At 47.5% G+C, this 14,554-nt stretch carries 14 protein-coding genes; 13 read left to right on the plus strand and 1 reads right to left on the minus strand.

Annotated elements, in window-relative coordinates:
• From ACLTD4_RS19955 to rsmI, 9 genes are all read left to right on the plus strand, one after another.
• Positions 1-909, plus strand: a complete 909-nt coding sequence (locus ACLTD4_RS19955) for a stage 0 sporulation family protein (protein WP_117622175.1) — start codon at positions 1-3, stop codon at positions 907-909.
• Complete coding sequence (locus tag ACLTD4_RS19960; RefSeq protein ID WP_002605447.1) at positions 899-1,636, plus strand: tRNA1(Val) (adenine(37)-N6)-methyltransferase; 738 nt, start codon at positions 899-901, stop codon at positions 1,634-1,636. Before ACLTD4_RS19955 ends, ACLTD4_RS19960 begins: the two co-directional genes overlap by 11 nt.
• Positions 1,637-1,832: 196 nt before the next feature.
• Positions 1,833-2,936, plus strand: coding sequence for an extracellular solute-binding protein (locus ACLTD4_RS19965; protein WP_320922119.1), 1,104 nt, complete (start codon positions 1,833-1,835; stop codon positions 2,934-2,936).
• Positions 2,937-2,939: 3 nt separating this feature from the next.
• Positions 2,940-4,043 carry an ABC transporter ATP-binding protein gene (locus ACLTD4_RS19970; RefSeq protein WP_117622179.1) on the plus strand — a complete coding sequence of 368 codons (1,104 nt, stop codon included), beginning with the start codon at positions 2,940-2,942 and terminating at the stop codon, positions 4,041-4,043.
• Positions 4,036-5,688 carry an ABC transporter permease gene (locus ACLTD4_RS19975; RefSeq protein ID WP_117622180.1) on the plus strand — a complete coding sequence of 551 codons (1,653 nt, stop codon included), beginning with the start codon at positions 4,036-4,038 and terminating at the stop codon, positions 5,686-5,688. Before ACLTD4_RS19970 ends, ACLTD4_RS19975 begins: the two co-directional genes overlap by 8 nt.
• 27 nt (positions 5,689-5,715) lie before the next feature.
• On the plus strand, positions 5,716-7,410 hold the full coding sequence (locus tag ACLTD4_RS19980) for a histidine kinase (RefSeq protein ID WP_320922118.1): 1,695 nt from the start codon (positions 5,716-5,718) through the stop codon (positions 7,408-7,410).
• 14 nt (positions 7,411-7,424) lie between these two features.
• Positions 7,425-8,222: a response regulator transcription factor gene (locus ACLTD4_RS19985; protein ID WP_117622182.1), complete on the plus strand. Its 798-nt coding sequence runs from the start codon at positions 7,425-7,427 to the stop codon at positions 8,220-8,222.
• Positions 8,222-9,682: a 6-phospho-beta-glucosidase gene (locus ACLTD4_RS19990; protein WP_117622183.1), complete on the plus strand. Its 1,461-nt coding sequence runs from the start codon at positions 8,222-8,224 to the stop codon at positions 9,680-9,682. The genes ACLTD4_RS19985 and ACLTD4_RS19990 overlap by 1 nt, the downstream gene beginning before the upstream one ends.
• 166 nt (positions 9,683-9,848) lie before the next feature.
• Positions 9,849-10,712, plus strand: a complete 864-nt coding sequence (rsmI, locus tag ACLTD4_RS19995; RefSeq protein WP_110323730.1) for a 16S rRNA (cytidine(1402)-2'-O)-methyltransferase — start codon at positions 9,849-9,851, stop codon at positions 10,710-10,712.
• Positions 10,713-10,919: 207 nt separating this feature from the next.
• Here the strand turns inward: rsmI and ACLTD4_RS20000 are convergent, their stop codons facing one another.
• Positions 10,920-11,342 carry a DUF2000 domain-containing protein gene (locus tag ACLTD4_RS20000; protein WP_002605455.1) on the minus strand — a complete coding sequence of 141 codons (423 nt, stop codon included), beginning with the start codon at positions 11,340-11,342 and terminating at the stop codon, positions 10,920-10,922.
• 242 nt (positions 11,343-11,584) lie between these two features.
• Here ACLTD4_RS20000 and ACLTD4_RS20005 point away from each other — a divergent pair, with 242 nt between their 5' ends.
• From ACLTD4_RS20005 to fabD, 4 genes are all read left to right on the plus strand, one after another.
• Positions 11,585-12,550 (plus strand): beta-ketoacyl-ACP synthase III, encoded by a 966-nt coding sequence (locus ACLTD4_RS20005; RefSeq protein ID WP_412331505.1) that lies wholly within the window; start codon positions 11,585-11,587, stop codon positions 12,548-12,550.
• A 94-nt stretch (positions 12,551-12,644) separates the two neighbouring features.
• The gene (gene acpP, locus ACLTD4_RS20010) at positions 12,645-12,878 is read left to right on the plus strand and encodes an acyl carrier protein (protein WP_025529601.1); all 234 of its coding nucleotides are present in this window, start codon (positions 12,645-12,647) and stop codon (positions 12,876-12,878) included.
• Positions 12,878-13,801 (plus strand): enoyl-[acyl-carrier-protein] reductase FabK, encoded by a 924-nt coding sequence (gene fabK, locus ACLTD4_RS20015; RefSeq protein WP_002605458.1) that lies wholly within the window; start codon positions 12,878-12,880, stop codon positions 13,799-13,801. The genes acpP and fabK overlap by 1 nt, the downstream gene beginning before the upstream one ends.
• Before the next feature lie 21 nt (positions 13,802-13,822).
• Positions 13,823-14,554 (plus strand): ACP S-malonyltransferase (gene fabD, locus ACLTD4_RS20020; protein WP_412331506.1); only part of this gene is annotated, 732 nt, incomplete at its 3' end.

Below are 14,554 nucleotides of genomic sequence, written 5' to 3' on the forward strand. Positions count from 1 at the left end.
ATGATAAAAGTGATTGGTGTAAGATTCCGCAATGCGGGGAAGATCTATTATTTCGATCCGGCCGGCAGGGAGATTCATACGGGTGACCACGTGATTGTGGAGACGGCGAGAGGGATTGAATACGGTTATGTAGTGCTGGGAAGCAGAGAGGTACCGGATGACAAGGTTGTCCAGCCGCTTAAGTCTGTGATCCGGATGGCGACAAGAGAAGACGAGGATGTGGAGTTAAAAAACCACGAGAAGGAAAGGGAAGCGTTCCGGATCTGTAAGGAAAAGATCAGGAAACATGGGCTTCAGATGAAGCTGATCGATGCGGAATATACATTCGACAATAACAAGGTGCTGTTTTACTTTACCGCTGATGGAAGAATCGATTTCCGCGAACTGGTGAAGGATCTGGCATCGGTATTTAAAACGAGAATCGAGCTTCGTCAGGTCGGCGTCAGAGACGAGACGAAGATTGTGGGAGGAATCGGTATCTGCGGCAGGCCGCTGTGCTGCCACTCTTACTTATCGGAGTTTATCCCTGTTTCAATCAAGATGGCGAAGGAGCAGAATCTGTCGCTGAATCCGACGAAGATATCCGGTGTCTGCGGAAGGCTCATGTGCTGTCTGAAGAATGAGGAAGAGACGTACGAGGACTTAAACAGCAAGCTTCCGAATGTGGGGGATTATGTGACCACGGACGACGGTCTGAAGGGTGAGGTTCACTCGGTCAGCGTGCTTCGTCAGCTGGTGAAGGTCATCGTCATCACAAAGGATGAGAAGGAAATCAGAGAATACCGTGTGGATCAGCTGAAGTTTAAACCGAGGCGGCGCAAGGATAAAGGCTCTGTAGCGGATGCAGAGCTGAAGGCTCTGGAAGCCCTTGAGAAGAAGGAAGGGAAATCCAAGTTAGATGATAATTGAGCTTAAGGATGAAGAACGGCTTGATGATTTACAGAGAAACGGCTATCAGATCATACAGAAGAAGGACGGGTTCTGCTTCGGTATGGACGCGGTGCTTTTATCCGGTTTCGCGGCGGTGAAGCCGGGGGAAAAAGCGATCGATCTGGGAACCGGGACGGGAATTATCCCGATTCTTCTGGAAGCGAAATATGAAGGCGAACATTATACGGGACTGGAGATTCAGGATGAGGTGGCGGAGATGGCCGCGCGCAGTGTGGCGCTCAATCACCTGGAAGAGAAGGTCTCGATCGTAAAGGGCGATATCAAGGAAGCCAGCCGGCTGTTTGGCGCGGCTTCCTTTGACGTGGTGACCTCGAATCCGCCCTATATGAACGATGCCCATGGACTTAAAAATCCCGATCTGCCCAAGGCGATCGCCCGCCATGAGGTGCTCTGTACGCTGGACGATGTGGCGAGGGAGGCGGCGAAGCTTCTGCGGCCGGGCGGGCGCTTCTACATGGTGCACCGGCCTCACCGCCTGATAGAAATTATTACGGCGCTGACGAAGTATAAGCTGGAGCCGAAGCGGATGAAGATGGTCCATCCATTTGTGGACAAAGAGGCCAATATGGTCCTGATAGAAGCCGTGCGCGGCGGTAAATCCATGATTAAGGTGGAGGCGCCGATTGTGGTATATCGGGAGCCGGGGGTGTATACGCAGGAGATTTATGATATTTACGGGTATTGAGAAAATGATCATTATGGTTGTTAGACGGACAGGACTGATTCCTACAAAGGCAGTCCTGTTTATTTTTTTGCCGTTATTATCTGTAAATAGTATTTTTAGTTTCCAATTTTGGATAAAGATTATGAATTTTGGGATTGGAGTAAGAATAATGAATGCTTATAATTAAGCCATAACAATTCAGGAGGTTGATAGGATTATGAAATTAAAAAAGTGTGCATCTCTGGTAATGGTAGCGGCAATGGTATTGGGGACATTAAGTGGGTGTGGAAGTACAGGGGGTACGGCAAAGAGCAGCGAGTCAGGTTCCGCGGATACGACGGCGGAAAGCTCACAGGAGAGTAAGGAAAGCAAGGAGAAGCAGTCAGGCGGTAATTTAGTGGTCTATTCTGCTTGTAATGATCAGATCCTTAACACGCTGATCCCGTTATTTGAAGAGGAGACAGGCATCAAAGTAGAGCTTCTGGCTGGCGGTACCAGCGAAATGTTAAAGAGAATCCAGTCGGAATCGGTTAATCCATACTGCGACGTGATGCTCGGAGGAACAGAATCCATGTTCTATGATTTTATGGATTATTTTGAGGAATACACCTCGGTAAATGATGAGTTCATGCTGGATGGCCACCACTGTGTACAGGGAAAACTGACTCCTATCAATATGGATTCTGCGGTAATTATGTGGAATAAGAATCTGATCGGAGATATCCAGGTAAACAGCTACAAGGATTTTTTAAATCCAGAGCTTAAAGGGAAAATCGCTCTTCCGGATCCGGCCAGCTCCGGAAATGGAGTCAGCACGATTGCAGACATGGCATGGATCTACAATGACCATGAATGGGAAGGTGAGGCAGGCTGGAACTTTGTAACAGATTTCATTAAGCAGCTGGATGGCAAGGTGGCAGCCAGCTCGGGCAATGCTCACAAGAGTGTGGCAGACGGAGAGAATACGGTGACGGTTACTTATGAAGGAGCTGCTTTTGCTTATTTGAAGGATGGCGCCGATGTAGCAATCTCCTATCCTTCGGAGGGAGTTATTCCGGGGCAGGCGGTTTCTGCAATCATAAAGGACTGCAAAAATCAGGAGAATGCCAAGATATTTATTGATTTTGTGACGAGCGCGGAGGTTCAGGATTTATTTGGTACGGAGTTTATGAGCCGCCCTGTAAGAGAGGGCGCAAAAGTGGCTGATTTTATTCCTGACGCTGACAGCATTACCTATATTGAGCGTGATCCAAACGAGATTGCGGAACATAAAGCTAATGTTATTGATACGTTTAATGAGATTTTCGCAGAGGTGCAGTAATAGATGAGCGTAGAGATTACATTTCATGAATTAGTAAAAAAGTATGGGCAGAATACCGTGATTCCCAAACTGGATCTGAAAATCAGAAAGGGTGAATTTTTCACCCTTCTGGGCCCATCGGGATGCGGAAAAACAACGCTTCTGCGTATGGTAGCCGGATTTAACAGTATTGAAGGCGGCACAATTTCCTTTAATGACCGGGTGATTAATGATCTAGACGCCGGCAAGCGTAATATAGGCATGGTATTTCAGAATTATGCGGTCTTTCCCCATCTGACGGTAGCTGGGAATGTCCGGTTTGGCCTGGATAATCGTAAAGTTTCAAAGGCGGAGGCACAGAAGCGGGTAGAGGAAGTTCTTAAGGTTGTAAAAATTGATAATTTGAAAGACCGGCTTCCACAGAATATGTCCGGCGGCCAGCAGCAGAGAATTGCACTGGCACGCGCAATTGTAATCGAGCCGGATGTCCTGTTAATGGATGAGCCCCTTTCCAATCTGGATGCAAAGCTGCGGGTGGAGATGCGGGATGTCATTAAGGAACTGCAGCATAAGGTAGGTATAACAACAATCTATGTAACCCATGACCAGGAAGAAGCCATGGCTGTCTCTGACCGGATCGCCGTTATGAAGGACGGGGTGATCCAGCAGGTAGGCAGACCGCGCAGCATCTATCACCGGCCAGCCAACATTTTTGTTGCGACCTTTATTGGAAGCTCCAATATAATTCATGGCCGTCTTTTGCGGGGGGATTTTGGATATCGGATACAAATTGGAGAATATGTAAATCCTATAGAGGGAATCGAAGAGCAGAAGGTTAAGGACGAGGCGGTTTTAGTTTCCATCAGACCGGAAGATTTCGTAATCAGCAAAGATCAGAGCGGGCTGAAAGGGCGTGTGATATCCAGCGTATTTTTAGGGAACTCCACAAGGTATGATATTGAACTGGAAACAGGGGATGTCGTGATGCTGATGGAGGAGTCCACGGAGACGGATCATCTGATTCCTGACAGCAAAGTGTACTTAAAGGTAAAAACTGAAAAAATCAATGTCTATGACAGGGAAGGAAATGTCAATTATTCGAAAGGAGTCGTGAGCGAACTTGAGTAGAAGAAAAAATCTGGATATTTGGACCGTAGTCACGCTTCTGGTATGGTGTCTCTATATTCTGTTCATGTTCTTTCCTCTGTTTAATCTGTTTAAATCCAGTGTGGTAGATCCTCAGACGGGGACATTTACCATGGCCTACTTTCAACGGTTCTTCAGTAAAAAGTATTATATGAATACGATTGGAAACAGCTTTAAGGTAACCTTATGTGTGACGGTTCTGGCTGTGGTCATAGCCACGCCTCTTGCTTATGTTATAACGACGATAAAAATTAAGGGGGCCGAGTGGATCCGGGTTCTGATTCTTATTTCTTCGATGTCTGCGCCCTTTATCGGTGCTTATTCCTGGATTTTAATGTTCGGAAGAAACGGAAGCTTCACCAATCTGTTTAAACATGTATTTGGGATTCAGGTGCCGGATATTTATGGGTTTAAGGGAATTGTGGTGGTGCTGACCTTACAATTGATACCGCTGGTCTTTACTTACGTGTCCGGAGCGCTTAAGAACATGGATAACTCCCTTTTGGAGGCGGCCGAGAGCATGAATTGTACCGGCATAAGAAAGATGTGCAAAGTTACGATTCCGCTGATTCTTCCGACTATACTGGCAGCAGCAATTCTGGTATTCATGCGGGCACTTGCAGACTTTGGTACGCCTATGCTGATTGGCGAGGGGTATAAGACGATTCCTGTATTAGTCTACAATGAGTTTATGGGGGAAAATGGCGGCGATGTCGGCTTCGCATCCGCAATCAGCATTATGACAATCCTTTTTACCACAGCGGCATTTCTGCTTCAGAAGGTGGTTTCCAAGAAACTGTCATACAGCCAGGGCGCATTAAATCCGATTCAGGCAGAAAAAGCGGCAGGAATTAAAAATGCAGCAGCTCACATATTTGTGTATGCGTATCTGCTGATCGCCCTTCTTCCGCAATTCTGCATCATAGAGACATCTTTCCGCAATACGGAAGGCATCGTCTTTAAAGCAGGCCATTCGCTGGGAAGCTATGTCTCGGCTTTTTCGAAAATGGGGCTTGCCATACGGAATTCTCTGACGCTGGGTATGATTGCTCTGGTATTTATTGTTTTTCTTTCCGTTCTGATCGCATATGTGACGGTCAGAAGGCCGGGGATTCTGACTGGGGGTCTGGATATAGCAACCATGTTTCCGTACATTGTTCCGGGTTCCGTACTTGGTATTTCCCTGATTACCGCGTTTAATCAAAAACCGCTGATGATCGCAGGAACGGCGGCCATTATTGTGGTGGCGTTTACAATTAAGCGAATGCCATATACCATCCGCTCCAGCGCTGCAATCCTGAGGCAGACGGGAATCAGCGTGGAAGAGGCGTCGCTCAGTCTGGGCGCTTCCAAAATAAAAACATTTTTCCGGGTAACGCTGCCGATGATGGGAGCCGGTGTCATATCGGGAGCCATTATGAGCTGGATAACGATTATCACAGAATTAAGTTCTTCTATCCTGCTGTATACAGGCAAGACAAAGACAATGACGATTGCCATATATTCGGAGGTTATTCGCGGAAATTACGGTATTGCGGCGGCGTTGTCCACCATCTTGACAGTAATTACAATATGTTCTATCTTTATATTATTTAAGGTAACCGGCACAAGAGAGATATCGATGTAACAGGAATACAACAACGGGAGAACGCAGATGACTGGATCAGGAGCTGGTAAAGGGTTTGAGTATAATATACGAAAGAATTTTCTGATAACGGCTATTATACCACTTGCCGTTTTACTGGCTCTTTTTATTCTGTTTATTGGATTCTTCAATGAGATCTCTATCCGTGGAAGGACGGAAAGGGCGGCGGAGAATGTCCGGCAGAAGATTCAGCAGATGGATCACTTTTACCGCTCTGTGTGTGAGAATCAGGCGCAGGATGAGGGATTAAAAGGTTTTTTGCGGTCAGGAGCGGGAAGCAACCGCGTATTTGAGGACTACTACAGGATTATCAACCAGTCGGAAAGTAAGTTCCAGATCTGCGTTCTTGATTCTGAACAGAATGTAATATTAAAATCCGGAAGTAAGGATAATTTTGAAGTGAATTATTCCTTTCTTCCTCTCTTTCGTATTGCATCGGAAGAAGATAACAAGGTAGTGAGGATTTATTATCAGGAGAACCATGATACCGTCGCACAGACGGGGTATTATGGGTATGGGACCGTAATCTATGAAGAGGGAGAACTTCTGGGATATCTGGTCTATTATGCGGATAATAAAGAACTGCGGGAACTGCTGCTGAAGCAGGGGGCAGAGGAAGTAGTCGTGACTAATCAGTTCGACACGGTACTCGTAACTACCAGTGAGAATGCCAGGACCAGTTTAAATAAGCTGGCGTATAAAGCAAATTCCCATGGACAGGTATCAATACAGGGCGATTTATTTCAGATGGGCTGCAAATCGATGGAGCAGGAGGGGCTTAATATCTATGCTTTAAATCAAAAGGGATATGAGGGCTATATTGGCACCCTTATATGCTTCAGCCTTCTCGTCCTGATCTTAATCACTGTCCTGCTTCTGAAGCTGTCAAGGACCATGAGCAGGAAGGTGACAGAACCGATCGGCGCCATGCTGGATGCCATCAGGGAGACGAGTGACGGAAAGTTTGATATCAGCCTGGAGCTGGGAACCGGGGATGAATTCGATACTCTGGCAAAGGAATACAGCTCTATGGTAAAAAAGGTGGATGCGCTGATAGAATCCAACAAGAATATGGCGGAGCTGCAGCGTCAGGCAGAGTTTAAAATGATAAGAAACCAGTTTAATCCCCACTTTATATTTAATGTTCTTGAAACCTTGAGGTATACCGTCTTTGTCAGCCCTGCCGAGGCGGAAAAAATGATACTGAGCCTGTCAAAATTTCTGCGCTATAATTTATATAATCAGGATAAATTCGTGCCTCTCAAAGAAGATATTGAGCATTTAGAGGATTATCTGATGCTTCATAAAGCCAGATTCCAGGAGCGTCTGACCTATGAAATCTCTGTAGAAGAGGAAGCCGGACAGATATTTGTACCGAAGTTCTTTTCGCAGCCGCTGGCAGAGAATTCCATAAAATATGGCTTTCAACACCGCGATCAGTTTCATATTGCAGTCCATGCGGCAATCGTGGAGGACAGGCTGATTATGAAAATTGAAGATAATGGAGGAGGAATGACGGAGGAACGTTATCTTCAGGTTATGGAACATCTGGCCAGCAGGGAATATCCCGATGACCATGTGGGACTGTATAATGTAAACCGGACGTTACAGCTGACCTATGGGGAGAAGTATGGAATCAGGCTGGAAAACCGGAGTGGTGACGGCTTAACTGTTTTTATTGAGATACCGGCGCAGAAATCCTGAATGGGGGGACGGACATGTACAAGGTATTGTTGGTTGAAGATGAGAAAATGATTCGAAAGGGCCTTGCCTATAATTTTGACTGGATTGGCTGTGAATGCACAATCGTAGGGGAAGCGGGCAATGGCGAGGAGGGCGTGGAGATGATTCGCAGCCTTAACCCGGATATTGTTGTGACCGATGTGGGGATGCCTATTAAAAATGGAATCCAGATGCTGGAAGAGACCATGGAAGCTTACGGGTATGAGGCAATTATTCTGTCTGTTTATGATGAGTTTCATTACGCCAAGGCGGCTATGCATTTAGGGGTGGCGGAATATTTAATTAAACCGCTGGAGTATGAGCAACTAAAAAAAGCGCTGGAGAAAGCCAAGGCACAATGCCGGATGAAACAGCATTTCAGCGATGCGGAGACTAAGACCAGGGAAGCGCTGGAGCGCGATGTGTTTGATTTTAAAATTGTATTGCCGGAGCAGTCTTATTCTCCCAGAACAAGGGTGATGGTTACCTATATCAGGGATAACTACCAGAAGAAAATCAGTATCAATGATTTGATTGAGCCGCTTCAGACCAGCGCCACCTATTTAAACCAGCTTTTTAAGAAGGAAACGGGATTTCCGTTTAATGATTTTTTAAACCGTTACCGAATTCAGATGGCGATTCAAAAACTGAAGGAGGATGACTGTAAGATTTATAATGTAGCTGTGGAGTGTGGATTTAAGGAGTATAAGTACTTTATCAATGTATTTAAAAAATATACGGGAATCCTGCCGAGTGCATTTGTAGCGTATTATCAGAAAAAAGGAGATTCATAATGGATGAGATGACAGAGAAAAAAAAGGGAGTCTTCGCAGGAGATTTCCTGTGGGGCGGCGCGGTGGCTGCGCATCAGCTGGAAGGCGGTTACCTGGAGGGAGGAAAAGGGTTAAGTATTATGGATGTGACCACTGGCGGAGATGTGCACACCTTAAGACGCTTTACCCATAAGGTCCTTCCGGGCGAAAATTATCCAAACCATGAGGCAATAGATTTTTACCACAGGTATCGGGAGGACATCCGCCTGTTTGCAGAGATGGGATTTAAGTGTTTTCGGACCAGCATTGCGTGGACCAGGATTTTCCCTCTGGGCGATGAGGAAGAGCCGAATGAGGATGGACTGCGTTTCTATGATGACCTCTTTGACGAATGTCTGAAATATGGAATACAGCCGGTGATTACACTGAGCCATTTTGAGATGCCGCTCCATCTGGCAGAGCATTACGGGGGATGGCGGAACCGGAAGCTGATTGACTTTTTTGTACATTTTGCAGTTGTATGTTTTGAACGATATAAAAATAAAGTAAAATACTGGATGACATTTAATGAAATTAATAACCAGGCAAACTACTGGAGTGATTTTCTGGTATATTCAGATTCCGGAATACAGTACAGCGAGGGTGAAGAACGGGAAGAGGTCATGTACCAGGCGGCACACTATGAGCTGGTAGCCAGTGCGCTTGCAGTTTTAAAGGGACATGAGATAAACCCGGATTTTCTGATCGGCTGTATGCTGAGTGTGACTCCGGTTTATCCTAAGACGTGCCGGCCTGAAGATATCATGATGGCCGAGAAAGCCATGCAGAGAAAGTACTACTTTGGAGATGTGCATGTAAAGGGAGCGTACCCTCCGGGAATACCGGCGTATTGGAAACAGAAGGGATTTTCCATTGATTGCACTGAAGAGGATCTGGAGATTTTGCGCGGCGGCTGTGTGGATTATGTGGGGTTCAGCTATTATATGTCCTATACCACAGAATATCGGGAGCATTCGCCGGAATATGCATTTTGCGAACGGGATGATCTGATAACGAACCCATATGTAGAACAGTCGGACTGGGGCTGGCAGATCGATCCTGTGGGGCTTCGGTATGCACTTAACTGGCTTACGGACCGTTATGATGTCCCTTTATTTATCGTTGAAAACGGGCTGGGGGCATACGACCAGGAGGAGGCAGACGGGAAGATTTGCGACGACTACAGAATTGACTATTTAAAACGCCATATTGAAGAGATGAGGAAGGCGATAGATCAGGACGGTGTACGGCTGATGGGTTATACTCCATGGGGCTGTATTGATCTGGTAAGCGCAGGAACCGGGGAAATGGATAAACGCTACGGATTCATATATGTAGATAAACACAATGACGGAAGCGGAGATTTGAGCAGGAAGCCGAAGAAGTCATTTTACTGGTATAAGAAAGTTATTGCCAGCAATGGGGAGGATTTGGAGAATTAGGTGAATATGGCAGGGAGGAGAACCAGGGGATTGGTGTTTTCCGCCCTGCCATATTTCCGCCTTTCCTTGAAAAGTCTCGCCCTCTGTGTTAAAGTATATCTACTAATGATAGAAGAAACAGGCCGGTCAAACAGCCTGAAAAATAGCAGAAAAGTTGGAAAAGAAGATGGAAGAACAGGTAAAGGATCAGAAAACAGGAAAGCTGTATCTATGTGCGACGCCTATTGGGAATCTGGATGATATTACCCTGCGGGTTTTGAATACGTTAAAGGAAGTGGATTTGATTGCGGCGGAGGACACCCGGCACAGCATTAAGCTGTTAAACCACTTTAATATTAAGACGCCCATGACCAGCTATCATGAATACAACAAGGTGGACAAGGCCAGATATCTGGTGGAGCAGATGAAAAATGGAGTTTCCATCGCATTAATTACAGATGCGGGAACACCGGGAATCTCTGATCCGGGCGAAGAATTGGTGAGACAGTGCCATGAGGCGGGAGTACCGCTTACATCTCTGCCCGGGCCTGCGGCCTGCATTACGGCTCTGACCATATCGGGACTGGCAACGAGGCGTTTCTGCTTTGAGGCATTTCTCCCTTCTGATAAGAAGGAAAAACAGTGGATTTTAGAGGAACTGAAGCGGGAGACGAGAACGATCATTATATATGAAGCGCCCCACCGGCTTGTCAGGACGCTGGAGGAACTGAGAGTGGCCCTGGGAAACCGGAGAATCACCATATGCAGGGAACTGACGAAACGGTATGAGACGGCGTTTCAGACTACGTTTGAAGATGCGCTGGCGGCCTATGAGACGGAGGAGCCGAGAGGCGAATGCGTCATTGTTATTGAGGGGAAGAGCATCGGTGAAATAAAGGAAGAACGGATGAAATCGTTTGAGGAGATGTCTCTGGAAGAGCATATGGATCTGTATGAGAAGCAGGGAATTGAACGAAAAGAGGCCATGCGCATGGTGGCGAAGGACCGGGGAATCAGTAAACGGGATGTCTACCAGCAGCTGATGAAGTAAGAGGATCCAGATATGGTTTGTAACATGATATGCCTCGATATTGACGGCACGATATTAAACAGCAGACATGAGATTACCTCTCATACCGTCTGTACGGGATATCGGAAGAGATACGAATTAACAGTTAAAGCTGCAAAGAGGCTGGATTCCAAAGATCCGGCCTCTTTGCATCCTGGTGTTGGGGGAATACCTGGAATACATGTTCATTTATCGAAGCAATGGGAGATTCCCTGTCAGCTTATTCACCGCTTTTTTAGGTCCGCAGATGGCAATTCCGAGATAGGAGAAGGTATCTTCCTCGGTGGCGGCAGCCTTATCGATAAATTCATCGTAGGTCTTGCAGCTCTGTGCCGTGTCGGAGAAATCCACCACAGTCAGTTCCGCATATTCCGGCCGGTAAAGCTGTTTCCGGAGCTCCCGTATTTTGGCTCCGTCAGCCTTTAGTATGGGGACAGGGAACTGGATGATGCCCCGGTGGGAGCAGCCTGTCTTGTCCGTGACGTCAGGCCCCACGGTATCCGGCATCTCCTTGCCAAGCGTGATTCCCATAATTCCGGCGGTGTTGGCAATCAGGCCGGTGGGGAGTGTCTCGTCGATGACCATGACACATTTTTCGTTCTGTAAATCCATTTATCTTACTTCCTTTTCTGTTTGTTGTTCTATTTTACCATTTGTCCGAAAAAATTTCTTGAACGATGTGGCATATCACAGGCGGCTGTTATTTAAAAATTTTTCTTGACAAACGAATCGGGATTGTATAGAATTGGTTTGAATATCAAAATATTTGAAACGAAAAATATCAGAGACAGGTGAAAACCACGGGTTTTCCCATTTACCTGGATGTGTGAATCACAGCACGAATGGGGGAAATTATGACGACTAGAATTATAGGAACAGGTTCGGCTGTACCGAAACAGGTGGTAACCAATGATGATCTGGCAAAGATCGTGGATACCAGCGACGAATGGATCAGACCGAGAACCGGAATCCGGGAAAGAAGGATTGCGGCAGCAGAATCAGGAACCTCCGATCTGGCGGCGGAGGCGGCGAAGCTGGCGATTGAACAATCCGGAATAAAACCGGAAGAACTGGACATTATCGTCCTTGCCACTTCCTCGGGAGACTGCTGTTTTCCAAATGGTGCCTGCGAGGTACAGGCCGCGGTCGGCGCGGTCAATGCGGTGGCGTTTGACTTAAGCGCCGCGTGTTCGGGATTTGTCTTCGCTTTAAACACGGTACATAGCTTTTTGACGGCGGGAATCTACCGTACGGGGCTTGTGATCGGAGCGGATACACTCAGCAAGCTGGTGGACTGGAACGACCGGGGAACCTGCGTTCTCTTCGGAGACGGTGCGGGAGCGGCTGTCGTGAGGGCAGAGAACACCGGAATCATGGGGCTGACCATGGGCGCGGACGGAACGAAAGGCGACGTTCTGAAATGCGGCGGACGCACTACGGGAAATTTCCTGACAGGAAAGAAACCGGAATTAGGCTATATGACCATGGATGGCCAGGAAGTTTTTAAATTTGCGGTTAAGACCGTGCCGGAGGCAATTAAGAAGACGATTGCCGGGAGCGGAACCGAATTAGAAGAAATTAAATATTTTATTCTGCATCAGTCCAATTACCGGATTTCCGAATCCATAGCGAAAAGACTTAAATTACCGATGGAAAAGTTTCCAGCGAATTTAGAGCGGTATGGTAATACTTCCGGAGCGTCGGTGCCCATCCTTTTAGATGAGCTGAACCGCGAAGGAAAATTGAAACCGGGCGACAAATTGCTTTTAGCCGGTTTTGGTGCAGGGTTGACCTGGGGAACCACTCTTCTGGAGTGGTAATTAAAAAGACTAATACTTTGAAAATCAAAGTAATTAGATAAATATTAAAAAATCAATGGAATAAAAGATGGAAAATGAAGAGGAGAATGAAACCATGTTAGAGAAGATGAAAGAAATTATCGCAGAGCAGTTAAATGTAGACGCAGAGGCCGTATTGGCAGAGTCTTCCTTTAAAGAGGATTTAGGAGCGGATTCCCTGGATTTATTCGAACTTGTTATGGCTCTGGAGGATGAGTATTCAGTCGAGATTCCTTCTGAGGATTTAGAGAAGCTGACGACCGTAAGCGCGGTTATGGACTATTTAAAAGCAAAGGGCGTGGAAGGCTGATGAATACCAGAATAACGGAACTTTTAGGAATTAAACACCCGATTATTCAGGGTGGAATGGCCTGGGTTGCGGAACATCATCTGGCGGCGGCTGTATCGGAAGCTGGCGGGCTGGGACTGATCGGCGGTGCAAACGCACCGGCCGAGGTGGTCAGAGAGGAGATCCGCAAGGCAAAAGCGCTGACAAAGAAACCAATCGGAGTCAATGTCATGCTGCTGAGCCCTCATGCCGATGAGATAGCAAAGGTAGTCGTGGAGGAAGGAATCGGTGTGGTAACCACCGGAGCCGGAAACCCGGAGAAGTATATTGAGATGTGGAAGGCTGCCGGGGTCAAAATTATACCGGTTGTGGCTTCTGTAGCACTGGCAAAGAGAATGGAGCGCTACGGCGCGGATGCGGTTGTGGCGGAAGGATGCGAATCCGGCGGCCATATCGGTGAGCAGACAACGATGACACTGGTTCCGCAGGTTGTGGATGCTGTATCCATACCGGTTATCGCAGCCGGCGGTATCGGTGACGGACGCGGAATCGCCGCGGCATTTATGCTCGGAGCAGAGGCGGTACAGATCGGCACGAGATTTGTGGTTTCGGATGAATCCATTGTGCACGAGAACTACAAGCAGCGCATTATCAAGGCAAAGGACATCGATTCGGCGGTTACGGGACGTTCCCATGGCCATCCGGTCAGATGCTTAAGGAATCAGATGACCAGGGAATACGTAAAGCTGGAGCAGGAAGGCAAGAGCTTCGAGGAACTGGAATACTTAACTCTCGGAAAGCTGAGAGAGGCCGTACAGGAAGGCGATATCACGAACGGTACCGTCATGGCAGGCCAGATCGCGGGTATGATTTATAAGACACAGACCTGTAAGGAAATGATTGACGAGATGATGGAACAGGCGGAGAAACTGCTGAACCGATAATTGAAAAAGGAGTTACGGATTATGAGCAAGACTGCATTTATTTTCCCGGGACAGGGCGCACAGTACTGTGGAATGGGCCAGGATTTTTATGAGAATACAAAGACCGGAAAAGAGCTCTTTGACATGGCGTCAGAGCTGCTTGGCTTTTCCGTGCCGGAGCTGTGTTTTGAGAAGAACGACAGACTGGATATCACGGAATACACACAGGCCGCCATGGTAACTACCAGCATCGCCATGATGCGTGTCCTGGAAGAGGCAAAAGGCGTGAAGCCCGATGTGGCTGCCGGACTGAGCCTGGGAGAATACCCTGCGCTTGCCGCCGCGGGCGTGATGAGCGACGCGGATGCGATCCGTACCGTAAGACAGAGGGGAATCCTCATGCAGGAGGCGGTTCCGGTTGGACTCGGAGCCATGGCCGCCATCCTTGCCCTCGACGCGTCTAAGATTGAAGAAGTGATAAGCGCGATCGACGGCGTTTCCATCGCCAACTACAACTGCCCGGGACAGATCGTGATCTCCGGACGGAAGGAAGCCGTGGAAGCGGCCAATGAGAAGCTCCTGGAAGCTGGTGCAAAGCGTGCCGTTCTGTTAAATGTCAGCGGACCGTTCCATTCTGCCATGCTTGCGGAAGCCGGACGGAAGCTGGGCGAGGTTCTGGCCGATATCCGCATCAATACCCCGGTTATCCCGTATGTGGCTAATGTCACGGCTCAGTATGTGACGAAGGCAGAGGACGTGAGACCGCTTTTAGAG

This window comes from Hungatella sp., assembly GCF_046966825.1.

Bases quoted from the DNA above. Each gene is read 5' to 3' on its own strand.
- ACLTD4_RS19990 (WP_117622183.1), top strand. From the start codon at position 8,222: ATGGATGAGATGACAGAGAAAAAAAAGGGAGTCTTCGCAGGAGATTTC.
- ACLTD4_RS20000 (WP_002605455.1), bottom strand. From the start codon at position 11,342: ATGGATTTACAGAACGAAAAATGTGTCATGGTCATCGACGAGACACTC.
- fabK (WP_002605458.1), top strand. From the start codon at position 12,878: ATGAATACCAGAATAACGGAACTTTTAGGAATTAAACACCCGATTATT.
- acpP (WP_025529601.1), top strand. From the start codon at position 12,645: ATGTTAGAGAAGATGAAAGAAATTATCGCAGAGCAGTTAAATGTAGAC.
- ACLTD4_RS19955 (WP_117622175.1), top strand. From the start codon at position 1: ATGATAAAAGTGATTGGTGTAAGATTCCGCAATGCGGGGAAGATCTAT.
- ACLTD4_RS19985 (WP_117622182.1), top strand. From the start codon at position 7,425: ATGTACAAGGTATTGTTGGTTGAAGATGAGAAAATGATTCGAAAGGGC.
- ACLTD4_RS19965 (WP_320922119.1), top strand. From the start codon at position 1,833: ATGAAATTAAAAAAGTGTGCATCTCTGGTAATGGTAGCGGCAATGGTA.
- ACLTD4_RS19960 (WP_002605447.1), top strand. From the start codon at position 899: ATGATAATTGAGCTTAAGGATGAAGAACGGCTTGATGATTTACAGAGA.
- ACLTD4_RS19980 (WP_320922118.1), top strand. From the start codon at position 5,716: ATGACTGGATCAGGAGCTGGTAAAGGGTTTGAGTATAATATACGAAAG.
- rsmI (WP_110323730.1), top strand. From the start codon at position 9,849: ATGGAAGAACAGGTAAAGGATCAGAAAACAGGAAAGCTGTATCTATGT.
- ACLTD4_RS20005 (WP_412331505.1), top strand. From the start codon at position 11,585: ATGACGACTAGAATTATAGGAACAGGTTCGGCTGTACCGAAACAGGTG.
- ACLTD4_RS19970 (WP_117622179.1), top strand. From the start codon at position 2,940: ATGAGCGTAGAGATTACATTTCATGAATTAGTAAAAAAGTATGGGCAG.